The organism is Sphingobacterium shayense, from assembly GCF_013179575.1.
Taxonomy (GTDB): domain Bacteria; phylum Bacteroidota; class Bacteroidia; order Sphingobacteriales; family Sphingobacteriaceae; genus Sphingobacterium; species Sphingobacterium shayense.
In genome coordinates, this window is record NZ_JABMCQ010000123.1 from 1 (window position 1) to 12900 (window position 12900).

Below are 12900 nucleotides of genomic sequence, written 5' to 3' on the forward strand. Positions count from 1 at the left end.
AAACAAGGATCCACGACTATACGGGACTGTTATATATTCGGGTGCGGATTTTCTCGGTACGACGATTACGTATCAGGCGGGTGTTCGTTATCAACAGGGAGGACAATGGCGTGTAAAAACAGGCACTCCTGGTGAAGAAGATCCACAGATGGGGCTTATAACGAGCGAAGATGGACCGACGACTTCCAATGACCAATATATAAACAAAACCGGTTTTAATGTACGGAAGTTTGTCGAAGAAAACCGTGATGCATCGACTCGTGGGCGCGGGAGCGACATGTGGTTCGTACGTTTCCGTTTCGCTGAATTTTTAATGATTGCGGCTGAGGCTGGGTTGGAACTAGGAAAATCCCAAACAGAAGTTGCCGGTTACATCAATCAAATTCGTGAACGTGCGGGTATTCAACCCTTGACCAGCGTGACGCTAGAAGATATCATGCAGGAACGTCGGGTGGAATTCGCTTTTGAGGATCATCGGTACTGGGATCTTAAACGCTGGCGTGTAGCTCATCAAATATGGACTGGTCAAGACACGCCTACATCAACTCATTATGCGCTCTTTCCATACCGTGTATATGCGCCAGGATCTGCAAATCACAACAAATGGGTGTTTGAAAAACGGAAAGCCAGTCACACAATGTATCCCCGCTATTTCCGTTTCCAGAATTACTATAATTTTATTAAGCAAGAATGGATAAACAATAATCCGAAATTGGTTAGAAACCCTTATCAATAGAGCTATGAAAAAATCGATTTTAAATTCATTTTTAGTAATTATATGCAGCATACTATTGGTAGCCTGTGGAAAAGATAACTATGATTCACCTTCTTCTACGCTTATCGGTAAGGTTACCTATGCTGACAACCCCGTTGGTGTTCGTGGCACAAATAATTCCGTACGATTACAACTTTGGCAGGACGGATATGCTTTACGAACGCCAATTGATGTGTACGTTACGCAGGACGGCTCCTTTACAGCGGCTCTTTTTGATGGTACCTATAAGTTAATTACCGTACCTGGAAATGGCCCCTGGAAACATGCGACCGATACCTTGGAAATTCAAGTCAACGGTGATACTAATGTCGAGTTTCCTGTGGAACCCTATTTTACAATCTCCGACATTCAATATAATGTTCAGGGAAATATTTTGACAGCGACTTTTGAACTTGTTCAACATGATCAAAATCGTACTCCAGAAGAAATAAGCCTTCTAGTCAATGATACTCAATTTGTCGACTTGGGAAACTTTACGGCAAAACATAGTAGCACAGATGAAAGCGCAGGTACTGTGACTATTTCTTTAGATATAGCCGATCAATTGACATCTTCTAAAGCGCTATTCGCACGGGTCGCAGTAAAGGCAAGTGGAATAACGGAAGCCGTATACGACATAAAAACTGAAAAGATTAAATAACTTGAATTTTGTTTGTAAATATATAGTGTTAGTGATTGCAGCCTCCTGCCTCCATACGGGGGCGGGGTTGGCGCAAACCGCACCAGCACCGTTGTTCCGCGACCCAGTCACTGACGGGGCGGCAGATCCAGTCGTAATCTACAATAAACATGAAAAAGCGTGGTGGATGTTCTATACGCAACGGCGTGCGAATTCTGAGACACCCGGCGTGTCTTATTGTTACGGTAATTCAATAGGACTTGCTAGTAGTGATGATCACGGCAAAACATGGGTGTATCGAGGGGTGCTTGATCTCGATTTTGAGAATGGCATGAATACTTTCTGGGCACCAGAAGTATTTTATGCACAAGGGACATTCCATATGTACGTGTCTTATACCCGCGGGGTGCGAAGTGACTGGGGTGGGCAGCCGGTATTAATGCACTATACCAGCGATAACCTTTGGGATTGGGTATTCCACGGGCCGCTTGATCTGGGATCAAAACAAGTGATAGATCCCACCGTTTTTTTTAATAAAGATACGTGGTACATGTGGTATAAGGACAGTCAAAACACAGACGGAAATATTAGCCTGGCTCAGAGTCGTGATTTGAAAACTTGGAGTCAGACAAAAGGAGCAGTAATTAAGGGTCAAGGCCAAGAGGGACCGAAAGTTTTTACTTTTGGGGACTACTATTGGATGCTCACGGATGAATGGTCTGGCATGCGAGTTTATAGGTCGAAAGATTTAGAAGTATGGACCAAACAAGGAAAAATACTAGCGGAAGTGGGTACCCGGGAAGACGATAGTCCTCAAGGTGCGCATGGAGATGTAATAGTTTTGGAAGATCAAGCTTTTGTTTTTTATTTCACCCATCCTGGACGTGACACGCATAGTAAGGCCCCCGAAGATAAAAATGGGGTTATTCCGTATGCGCTGAGACGTTCAAGTATTCAGGTCGCTGCATTGAAAATAGTAGGAGATACACTCAAAGCGGTACGTAACGAACCCTTTGAATTTTATTTACCCGATTTATGATTAAAAGAATAATTAGTTTGATTTCTTTCTTTTTGATAATTTGTCATGCCGTGGGTCAACAGAAATATAATGTTCTTTTTATCGCTGTGGATGACTTGCGGCCTACCATAGGTGCCTATGACGATGATTTCGCGGAAACACCTACATTGGATCGTTTAGCAAAGGAATCTCAGGTTTTCACCCATGCATATACCAATCAAGCAGTGTGTATCGCTTCACGATACAACCTACTTCTCGGTGCTCGTTCGACCTCCACAGGACTTTATGATTTCGGACGTGCTTTTCGTGACTACTACCCAGATGCGGTTACTATGCCTGAGAATTTTAAAAATCACGGATATTATTCAGCGGCGATAGGTAAAATATTTCATGTAGGTCACGGAACGTATAACGACGGGCCATCCTGGTCTGTTCCCCACTTTTATGATCATGTTGTGGAATATGCAGATCCAAATAACAGGCAGCTAACCCGAGAGGAGGCCTTATTTGCTAATAAAAGCTGGGAGGAAGCGTCTGCGCTGCCGAAGGGGCCTGCGTGGGAATGTCTGGATGTCGCTGATGAAGCGTATGCTGACGGGAGGGTCGCGAACGAAGCCGTGACTCGCCTCGCAGAGCTTTCGGATACCGGCGAACCTTTTTTTCTTGCTGTAGGCTTCGCTCGGCCACATTTACCGTTTACCGTACCCAAGAAATATTGGGACCTTTATGATGTCGATTCGATTCCGATGCCTGATCAACAGTCTAATCCGATCGGTTCCGTCCCTTTTGCACTAAAGAGAGATGGCGAAATTGCTCAATATTCGCCAATACCAACGTCTATCGATGCGGATCCTTTTCCGGATTCGTTGACCAGGAAATTAATTCATGGGTATTATGCTGGCGTAAGTTATGTCGATGCGCAGATTGCGAAGTTGCTGAATCAACTTAAAGAAACCGGGTTGGATAACCAGACAATTGTTGTAATTTGGGGAGATCATGGTTACCTTTTAGGGGAAATGGGGATGTGGACAAAACATGTGAATCATGAGTTGGCCAACAGAATTCCCCTCATGGTACGGATACCAGGGCTGACGGGAAAGAAAACGAACGCGTTAATTGAGACTGTGGATATCTATCCGACGTTAATGGAGCTTTGCGGATTACCAAAGTTGTCTGTGAGTCAGCCTATCGACGGAATAAGTTACGCTTCTTTTCTCAAAGGAGAGGCGTCAGAACCGCGAAGTTACGTTTATCATTGTTTCCCGCGAGCAGGGCGGCTTGGAAGGGCAATCCGTACGCACCAGTATAGACTCGTCTCTTGGCAGAAAATTGATCAGTCGGAGCCGCCTGAATATGAGCTTTTTGACTATAAAAGCGGGCTTGTGGAAATAGAAAATATTTGGACACCACGACATCCCGCCTTTTTAAAATTAAAAAGGTTGCTCGATAAGGAGGCTCAACCCAAAGAATTTAGAGCAGTAAGCAAACACAAAATTAAATAAATATAAAATAAGTAGAGTATGATGATGAAAACAATGGCAGCGGCGTGTTTAATTGCCGCTTCTGTCTCGGTCACCTTCGCGCAGCAGTGGAAGCCCGCGGGTGATAAAATTTTGACAAGTTGGGGAGAGCAATTAGATCCGAACAACGTTCACCAGGAATATCCCCGCCCCCAATTAAAGAGACAAGATAACTGGCAGAACCTTAATGGTTTGTGGAAGTATAAAATTACCGATAAAAGCCAGAATCAAGCGCCAACTACTTGGGATGGCGATATACTAGTTCCGTTCGCTGTCGAGTCGGCTCTTTCAGGAGTGGGGAAACGTTTGAATAAAGATCAGGCATTATGGTATAACAGCGAAGTAACCTTAACCAAAAAACAGAAAAAGGGAGATCACGTCTTATTACATTTCGGTGCGGTCGACTGGCAGTGTGATGTATATGTAAACGGTAAACATATAGGACGGCACGAGGGAGGGTTTGATCCATTTTCGTTCGAAATTACAGACGCACTAAAAAAAGGAAAAAAGCAGGACGTAGCTATTCGTGTGTGGGATCCAACAAGCGATGGTCCTCAACCTCGCGGTAAACAAATAAATGATCCCCACGGCATTTGGTATACTCCTGTGAGTGGTATTTGGCAGACGGTGTGGTTGGAAAATGTGCCGCAGACCTATATTGTATCTACAAAGCAGACACCAAATGTCGATGCAGGAGTACTTGAAGTTTCAGCGATTGTGGAATCTACACAATCAGGTGATCAGCTAGTTATCGAAGCCTACGACCAAGGGAAGAAAATTTCGGAGACTACCGTTGATGCATCGCAGTCGGCAAAACTTACAGTGCCTAATGCGGAGTTGTGGAGTCCTTCAAATCCGAAGCTTTATGATTTAGCGGTTAAAGTGCTACGCAAAGGAAAGGTTGTTGATAAGATTGATAGTTATTTCGCGATGCGAAAAATTGAGCGCAAAGCCGATAGTAAAGGGATAATGAGAATGGCTCTGAACGATGAGTTTTTGTTTCAATACGGCCCTCTTGATCAAGGGTGGTGGCCGGACGGGTTACACACCGCACCTTCAGACGAAGCTTTAAAGTTTGATCTAATTAAAACTAAAGAGATGGGTTTTAATATGATTCGTAAACATATTAAAGTTGAGCCAGCGACGTGGTATAGGCACTGCGATAGTTTAGGTATTTTAGTTTGGGCCGATATGCCTTCTGGAGACCTCGGCGGTAATAATTGGGACATGCAACCAGGTAAGGTTTCAAATGGAATACATGATAAAGAACGTTCTGCAGAATCTGAAGCCTATTATCGTAAAGAATGGAAAGCGATAATGGATGCATTACATAATTTTCCTAGTATTGTTGTTTGGGTTCCTTTTAACGAAGCGTGGGGACAATTCAAAACAAAGGAAATCACTGAGTGGACGATGAAATATGATCCTTCGCGTCTGGTAAATAGCGCGAGTGGTGGTAACTTTGCTTTTGTCGGAGATATTCTAGATATTCATAACTATCCGGATGCAGCGATGCCTGATGCCAGATTATTTGGAGATAAATATGTGTTAGCATTGGGAGAGTTCGGTGGGTTAGGGCTTCCTGTAGATGGACATACATGGCAACAGAAAGATAATTGGGGATACCAGTCTTTTAAAAATGCTGAGGAATTGCAAAAACGATACGAGGAAGTCATTTCAAATTTAACTGCGCTGATATCTCGTGGTCTTTCGGCCGGTGTATATACCCAAACGACGGACGTCGAAGTAGAGACTAACGGGTTGATGACATACGATCGGAAGGTTATCAAGATTCCTGAGGCCACGTTGAAAAATATTCACCAAAAATTGTACGACGTAAAGGTCAACTAAGTTTATCAACTTGAAGGAGGTTTTTTAGACGAGCTGAGCCGTCTAAAAAACCTCTTTTTTTGACCTGTTTCTCTTTAATCGTAGGGCCTAATTTTCCGTTGTAAGATATACTTATCTTATCTGGGTATAAATTTATAGTTTTTCCGTGTTAAAAAGCGGTTGAAAAGGTTTAAAAGGTGTAGGTTTTTAGATCGCTATCGAATTGATTAACTTTGTTATTCTTTTAGAAGGAAAGCTGATTAGATGAAGCAGAAATTAGATAATCTTATTAACCAAATTCGGAACTGTAGAATTTGTGAGTCTAAGTTGCCGTACGCTGTCAACCCAGTATTTTCGGTTAGCGAAAAATCGAAAATATTAATAATCGGGCAAGCTCCAGGATTACGGGTGCATAAATCTGGAGTTCCTTGGCATGACCAAAGTGGGAAGGAACTACGAAGATGGCTTGGTGTTTCGGAAGAAGAATTTTACGATACTGATAATTTTGGGATCTTACCGATGGGATTTTGTTATCCAGGTAAAGCAAGCAAAGGGGATCTTCCCCCACGACCAGAGTGTGCCCCACAGTGGCATACCGAAGTTCTTTCATTTTTATCTCAAATTGAGCTTACTTTATTTATTGGCAAATATGCGCAAGCTTATTATTTAAAGTCAGCACACGGGAAAAATCTTACCGAAACTGTACGTAGTTACGAAAAGTTTTTGCCTAAATATTTTCCATTACCGCACCCGTCTCCACGAAATTTTATATGGAAAGCTAAGAATCCTTGGTTTGTACAGGAGGTGGTTCCCAACTTACAATCGCTAGTGCGAGACATACTGTCCAAGTGAGTTGCCCAACTGGGGTCTCGGGGGAAATATCTGCTTTTCACGTCGTCTTCAGATATTTATATTCAAACATTCCACTTATGATGTCATTTGTTTTACCTTTGCGGTGCAAACTGAATTAATCATGCGTCGAAAAGTTCTTTTTTATAGCTACCTAAAACTCGCGGTAGCTTCTTTACTAGTAGCAACCCTATGCTGCTTACTAGCTTTCTCTCTTAAACATATCACCGAGTATGCACAACACTTTTTATTTAACGAAGTAAATAATAGGAGTACACTGTTCTTTGTTATATTCCCATCCGTTGGTATTACAGCGATTTATTTTTTACGAAAATATGCGTTTCATAATCGTAAGAATAAAGGTATTAAAGAGATCTATACGACGCTTGAGACACGAAAGGATCATTTGCCGTTTTTTAAAATACCTTCACATTATATCAATGGATTTTTAACTGTAATTTTTGGAGGTTCAACTGGTATCGAGGTGTCGACTGTTGTTGCGACTGCTACTGTCGGAAATCAGGCCTACAAACGCGGAATATCACCGCTTGCATTTAAAAAGGAGCTAATTTGTGCAGGTGTGGTTGCAGGTGTAACCGTTCTATTTGGAAGTGCGATCGGTGGTTGGCTATTTGCTATGGAAGTTATTGCCAAACGGATGCAAAAGACTGTACTTTTTAGTTGCACGGTTGCTGCACTTCTGTCACTTGTTTTTGTACATTATTTTGATCACTCGTTTCTGATCAGTATGCCCGCTCAAAAGTGGCGTTGGGGCGCCGTTCCCTATATGCTAATTCTCGGTGTGCTTGGGGGGCTGCTCGCGACCTATTTTACGCAAATTGTCATACACTGTAAGTCGTGGTTTTCTCATATCGAAAGTAATTTTATTAGGGTTAACCTTGGAGCAATATCGGTAGGCGTACTTATTTTGTTTTTTCCGAGTTTATATGGAGATAGTTATCACGGTCTTGCAAACATGTTGAGTTCCTATACGGCCTCAGGGATCGTGCCCGCTGTACCAGTCACGCTAGCTCTTTTAATATTTTTAAAGCCGTTAGCAGCCTCTTTGACTTTAGGTGCGGGCGGCGATGGAGGCGTGTTTGCGCCGAGTATTGTCGCTGGTGCGTTTTTAGGCATTTTGTTCGCTTACTTATGTAATACCTATTTTGGGACGGAATTTCTTGTTATAAATTTTGCGTTGATTGGAGCGGCAGCAACGCTTTCAGGAGCAATACACGGACCGTGTACAGCTATCTTTTTAATATGTAACGTTGCACCTAACGGATATACATTGATTTTTCCGCTGGCTGTCGGATCGTTGATTGCATTTTTATGTTCCAAAATACTATGCCCTTACAATGTATATTCCTATAAAGAAGCCTAGTCGTGTGTTTACAAGCTGTTGTACAATTAAAAAGAGTTTTCTTTAATAAATAAAAAAAATAAAAATTATTTTATAGTAACGGTGTTTGGCACAGTGTTTGGTTACTACTTAACTCATAATTTAGGTTAATAATTGGTTTTGAAGCCCCCAAGTCGCCCGACTTGGGGCTTCTTTTTTTATCAGTCCGGCGGTGGTCGAAATGTACCTTTTCCGTCAAAAGCTGGAAGGAAATAACCGTTCACAATATCATTTTGAACGCTTTATTGTGTCAAAAGAACACATATGCGTCTAAGTGCGTTTTATGAATTTATTAATGCAAATTATTGCAAACGAGTGATTCCCACATTTTTTATCTAATTTGTGTAAGCGATCTCAATAGGTAGAGTTTTCTTGGCTGGCGTTGTATTGTTAAATTTTTCTAAACAGTTTCCCTGGTCAGGTTCTCGAAGGATACTGGAGATGTCTATAATAATAGACAAAGTGTGTACGATAGTTTACATGTTCTTGAATAAGTGTAGTCGTAAGAGAGCTAATTGCCACATTTTTAATTTCTAAATTTCTTCGAGGTTAGATAACCGCTCGCTGGGTTGAAATTAAGAACCGTCATTTAGGAAAGGTTGGGCATGTTTGTGCCAGCAATCGGAGATCTACCACCAGTAAATGGCAAGAAAATATCTAAAATTAATTATTTATTTGTACGTGAGAATTTGAAAATAAATAGTTTACGGGTGATGTTATAACGAAAATCCTTATTCTATTGTAGTTACAAATATTGAGATCAATAGGAACATTTTTAAGCGTGAAGTATAACGGATGCGCTTTTCTCCTTCTTTTTATCGCTGAGATGTAAATACACTAAAAGTCCGATTCCAATTAACGCGTAGCTACACAGGACAATTAGGCTAATTGGACTTGCGGCTAAATCCGAGGGTATTAGTTTGTCGACTAGTGTCATGATAGACAACCCGATACCTGCTCCCAAAAAATAAGTTGTGCTAGTAAGGCTGGAGGCAATTCCATAGTTTTCTTTCGGGACATCTTTAACGCCTAACACAGACAGACTAGTGAAACACAAAGTCATTCCAATTCCGGATATACACCCTGCTCCAAGCAAAACGAATGGCAGAGCTGGAGTCATATAGATGGAGGTGAGCAATGCTGTAGCGCCGGTAAACATAAAGCTCATTCCAAGAATTCCTACTTGTGGTGAGGTAAGTCGATCAGTAACAAAAGGAATAGCAAATTTGGCGATTAATGCTGAGAGGATACTAAATGGTACAAGCATGAGCCCAGAGGAAGCAGCGCTGTATCCTAAGTCTTTTTGGAGTAATAACGAAACTAAAAAGAGGAAACCGATAAACAGCGAACCTAGTATAAAAAAGGCTATGTTGGAAATGATCAGCGAAAGATTATTAAAAAGCTGCGGTCGGATTAGCGGCTCTGCATGTGTATGTAGTCTTCGAATAAAAATAGTTATCAATAGTAGAGATACGATGAAACATCCGATTATTAAGTAGGGACGTTCTTCAAAATGAATTAAATCATGTAAGCCGAAAGTCAGCATTAGAAGTGCTAATACAAGTACAACCCCTGAAAGGATATCGCTTGAGTTTCTGGACGTGAGTCGGATATCTTTTGGGAGGTATTTTAATGCCGCTAATAAGGTGAGTCCTAATATTGGTACATTAATTAGGAATACCCAATGCCAACTCCAATAAGTGCTGATTAGTCCGCCAACTGAAAGCCCCGCTCCGGAACCAATTGCAGCGAAGGAGCTGAAAATACCTATTGCGCGGCTACGCGCTTTAGGTTCTTGAAATGTATGTGTCACTAGTGCGAGTGAAGCTGGCATCAATAACGCAGCACCAAACCCCTGTAATGCTCTAAACACGGCTAAGACTATGAACTCACTCGCTAATCCCGCTCCTAGGGAGGCGAATAAAAATAATAACGATCCCCAAAGAAACATTTTGCGACGACCGATTCGATCCGTTAGTTTACCTCCAATGATCAAAAAGCCCCCAAAGAATAGCACATATAATGTCTGTAACCATTGTACCGTATCATTGTCGACGCCAAATTGCTCTTGGATGGATGGGATCGTAAGGTTAATAATTGCGATATCTAAAGCCTCAACAAACGTTCCCACCGACGCTAAAATTAAAATCCTGTTTTGTGATGTAGTCATTTCCAAATTTTCCGGCAAAAATAGTTTTTATAATCATATGTGTTGTAATAATATTTGTTTTTAGGACAAATGTTCTAATTTTGATTTATTTTTGAATATTTGTCCTATTGTAAGATTGAATAATATGAGTATTAAAGAACAAGTCGAAACCTTAAACTATGCCCTTGATGAGAAAGACCGTCAGATTCTACGTCTCGTCCAACAGGATGCTAAATTGAGTGTACGGGAAATTGCAACGCGGATTAATCTGAGTTCTACGCCCACCCATGAGCGCATCAAACGAATGGAAGCGCATGGCGTAATTAAAGAATACGTAGCGGTGGTAGATCGCAGGTTAGTTAATAAAGGATTGATGGTGCTGGTTATGGTTGCATTAAGTGCTCATAATAAGAAGATGGCAACACAGTTTATTCAAAGGGTTGAAGCGCTGCCAGAGGTAATTGAGTTTCATAATATTAGTGGTGATTTTGATTTCGTCTTAAAGATCGTGTCTTCGAGTATGGACGATTTCCATGATTTTTTCGTAAACCGATTATCCGAGATCGGAGGGATTGGGCAGACGAAAAGTATTTTCGTAATGAACACAATAAAAGAATCGCATCAATTCATTTAATTTTTTACTAAAAATTACCTGCTTCTAGAGTATTGTTTTATATTTGCAATTCATCATATCATCAGACGAATTTTTATGATAAAAAAAACAACTCTCGCCGAAGATATAGCCGTCCAGATTCGGCAAAAAATTAGAGATGGCGTTTATCCTTTAGATGCAAGACTTCCAACAGAGCCAGAACTCATGCGTATTTTTGGTGTTGGTCGTTCCAGCGTGCGTGAAGCAATTCGTATTTTAGCAAATAGTGGTTACCTTAAAGTGCTCCAAGGTAAGGGTACTTTTGTAATGAACGTCGAAGGAAACGAGGGGCTAAATCGTGCATTCCGTAGCGCAGCCCTTGAGGAACTGCTTGAAGTACGTTATTTATTAGAAGGTAGGATTGTTGAGAAAGCTGCCCTAAATCGTACGACTATTGACCTAGAAAATATTGCTGCTTGTTTGGTAGATAGAAAGGCAAAAGCAGATGCTGGCGAGCTTTCCTTATGTATCGCTGCCGACATCGATTTCCATCAACAAATCGCAAACGCGTGCGGTAATAGTATTTTAGCAGAACTTTATAGCGAATCATGTAAACATATGCAGGCCGCTTTTTCTCAAATATACGTTGATACTTCAGTGTTTGTTCAAACGCATGAGTCACACGAGGATCTTTACCTTTCGATTAGAGAGAAGGATGTTGATCGGGCCAGAGCCACATTAAATAAGATTATTGAACACGTTTAACTCATAAGGTTTCTCTTTTTTATTAAGATATGAAAGCATCTATATCAACGGCCGAAAACCCGGTTGTTAAAAATACAGTCTATAGCATTTTGTTTGCGATAAGTTTCGGTCATATGCTGAACGATCTAATGCAAGCTGTAATTCCGTCAATTTACCCAATGTTGAAGGATAGTTTTAATTTAAGTTTTACGCAGGTGGGAATTATTACGTTGGTTTTTCAACTTTCCGCCTCGATTTTACAGCCATTTGTTGGGCATTATACTGATAAGAAAGCTAGCCCGATGTCACTTGCACTAGGGATGACCTTTACCTTATTGGGATTGTTTTGTTTGTCATTAGCCCCGAGTTTTTTGATGATTTTATTGGCTGTCGCGTTAGTGGGGGTAGGGTCTTCCGTTTTTCACCCAGAAGCCTCACGTGTAGCGCAGATGGCTTCGGGGGGTCAAAAGGGGTTGGCGCAATCTATATTCCAAGTAGGAGGAAATGCGGGCAGTGCGATAGGCCCTCTTCTCGCCGCGTTGATTATTATTCCATTCGGGCAAAGTTATATTCGTTGGTTTTGTTTATTTGCCGTTTTAGGGATCGCTCTTCTATCGCTTGTGGGTAGGTGGTATGGTCGGAACGTTCATTTAAGAAAGCCGAAACGGCAGGTAGTTAGTAGCGGAGCGGTACTGAGTAAATCAAAGGTGACTATTTCAATAGTTATCCTTTTGGTACTTATCTTTTCAAAATATTTTTACATGGCGTCTATGACAAGTTATTTTACTTTTTATATGATTGAAAAATTTGGAGTCGATGTACAGCAGTCTCAGTATTATTTATTTGCTTTTCTTGCAGCAGTTGCCGCCGGCACGATTCTCGGTGGGCCTTTGGGTGATCGTTATGGACGTAAATTGATTATTTGGGTTTCAATTTTGGGAGCTGCGCCGTTTACGTTGATGCTTCCTCATGTTGGTTTAACAGCAACCGTTGTGCTGGCTGTAATTATTGGTCTGATAATATCCTCTGCATTTTCGGCGATATTGGTATATGCAACGGATTTGGTACCTGGTCGTGTGGGTACGATTGCTGGTTTGTTTTTTGGCTTCGCGTTCGGTATGGGTGGAATTGGTTCCGCGGTTTTGGGTTGGTTAGCCGATCAAACAAGTATAGAATATGTTTTTCATGTTTGTGCATTTCTTCCTTTGATTGGAGTCGTTACAGGTTTTTTGCCGAATATAAAGCATAGTCGGTAGGAACGGGCAAAAAATATCGTTCAGATATTCAGTCTTTTGGGGGTTATGGTAGAAATAGTTTTGAGAATGATTTGGAATTAGGGTTTTAGTTTTGCTACCTTTGCACCACTCCGCAAGGGAGGAACGGTTTTGAAAGGCGAAAGAGA

Annotated in this window: 11 protein-coding genes; 10 read left to right on the forward strand and 1 reads right to left on the reverse strand. The window is 41.4% G+C overall.

What is annotated here, in order from left to right; genetic code table 11:
- The 7 genes from HP439_RS13570 to HP439_RS13600 all read left to right on the forward strand — a co-directional run.
- Positions 1–736, forward strand: a 736-nt coding sequence (locus HP439_RS13570; RefSeq protein WP_172390885.1) for a RagB/SusD family nutrient uptake outer membrane protein, incomplete at its 5' end; no start/stop codon positions are given.
- 4 nt (positions 737–740) lie between these two features.
- Positions 741–1415: a DUF3823 domain-containing protein gene (locus HP439_RS13575; RefSeq protein ID WP_172390886.1), complete on the forward strand. Its 675-nt coding sequence runs from the start codon at positions 741–743 to the stop codon at positions 1413–1415.
- A 31-nt stretch (positions 1416–1446) separates the two neighbouring features.
- Complete coding sequence (locus tag HP439_RS13580) at positions 1447–2433, forward strand: family 43 glycosylhydrolase (RefSeq protein WP_216657847.1); 987 nt, start codon at positions 1447–1449, stop codon at positions 2431–2433.
- Positions 2430–3914, forward strand: a complete 1485-nt coding sequence (locus HP439_RS13585) for a sulfatase (RefSeq protein WP_172390887.1) — start codon at positions 2430–2432, stop codon at positions 3912–3914. Before HP439_RS13580 ends, HP439_RS13585 begins: the two co-directional genes overlap by 4 nt.
- An 18-nt stretch (positions 3915–3932) precedes the next feature.
- A complete protein-coding gene (locus tag HP439_RS13590) occupies positions 3933–5783 on the forward strand; it encodes a glycoside hydrolase family 2 protein (protein ID WP_216657848.1) in 1851 nt (616 codons plus the stop codon).
- 243 nt (positions 5784–6026) lie between these two features.
- The gene (locus tag HP439_RS13595) at positions 6027–6614 is read left to right on the forward strand and encodes a uracil-DNA glycosylase family protein (protein WP_172390888.1); all 588 of its coding nucleotides are present in this window, start codon (positions 6027–6029) and stop codon (positions 6612–6614) included.
- Positions 6615–6735: 121 nt separating this feature from the next.
- Positions 6736–7995 carry a chloride channel protein gene (locus HP439_RS13600; protein ID WP_172390889.1) on the forward strand — a complete coding sequence of 420 codons (1260 nt, stop codon included), beginning with the start codon at positions 6736–6738 and terminating at the stop codon, positions 7993–7995.
- A 793-nt stretch (positions 7996–8788) separates the two neighbouring features.
- On the opposite strand, the gene HP439_RS13605 is transcribed toward HP439_RS13600, so the two are convergent.
- Entirely contained in the window at positions 8789–10183 is a 1395-nt protein-coding gene (locus tag HP439_RS13605; RefSeq protein ID WP_172390890.1) for an MFS transporter, read from the reverse strand.
- Positions 10184–10307: 124 nt separating this feature from the next.
- Here HP439_RS13605 and HP439_RS13610 point away from each other — a divergent pair, with 124 nt between their 5' ends.
- From HP439_RS13610 to HP439_RS13620, 3 genes are all read left to right on the forward strand, one after another.
- Positions 10308–10796 carry an Lrp/AsnC family transcriptional regulator gene (locus tag HP439_RS13610; RefSeq protein ID WP_172390891.1) on the forward strand — a complete coding sequence of 163 codons (489 nt, stop codon included), beginning with the start codon at positions 10308–10310 and terminating at the stop codon, positions 10794–10796.
- Positions 10797–10871: 75 nt separating this feature from the next.
- Positions 10872–11519, forward strand: coding sequence for a FadR/GntR family transcriptional regulator (locus tag HP439_RS13615; protein ID WP_172390892.1), 648 nt, complete (start codon positions 10872–10874; stop codon positions 11517–11519).
- A gap of 29 nt (positions 11520–11548) precedes the next feature.
- Positions 11549–12754, forward strand: a complete 1206-nt coding sequence (locus HP439_RS13620) for an MFS transporter (RefSeq protein WP_172390893.1) — start codon at positions 11549–11551, stop codon at positions 12752–12754.
- Positions 12755–12900 lie beyond the last annotated feature (146 nt).

What these genes read in the sequence shown, in the direction of transcription:
- HP439_RS13620 (WP_172390893.1), top strand. Translation starts at nt 11,549, where the DNA reads ATGAAAGCATCTATATCAACGGCCGAAAACCCGGTTGTTAAAAATACA.
- HP439_RS13615 (WP_172390892.1), top strand. Translation starts at nt 10,872, where the DNA reads ATGATAAAAAAAACAACTCTCGCCGAAGATATAGCCGTCCAGATTCGG.
- HP439_RS13590 (WP_216657848.1), top strand. Translation starts at nt 3,933, where the DNA reads ATGATGATGAAAACAATGGCAGCGGCGTGTTTAATTGCCGCTTCTGTC.
- HP439_RS13600 (WP_172390889.1), top strand. Translation starts at nt 6,736, where the DNA reads ATGCGTCGAAAAGTTCTTTTTTATAGCTACCTAAAACTCGCGGTAGCT.
- HP439_RS13585 (WP_172390887.1), top strand. Translation starts at nt 2,430, where the DNA reads ATGATTAAAAGAATAATTAGTTTGATTTCTTTCTTTTTGATAATTTGT.
- HP439_RS13595 (WP_172390888.1), top strand. Translation starts at nt 6,027, where the DNA reads ATGAAGCAGAAATTAGATAATCTTATTAACCAAATTCGGAACTGTAGA.
- HP439_RS13575 (WP_172390886.1), top strand. Translation starts at nt 741, where the DNA reads ATGAAAAAATCGATTTTAAATTCATTTTTAGTAATTATATGCAGCATA.
- HP439_RS13605 (WP_172390890.1), bottom strand. Translation starts at nt 10,183, where the DNA reads ATGACTACATCACAAAACAGGATTTTAATTTTAGCGTCGGTGGGAACG.
- HP439_RS13610 (WP_172390891.1), top strand. Translation starts at nt 10,308, where the DNA reads ATGAGTATTAAAGAACAAGTCGAAACCTTAAACTATGCCCTTGATGAG.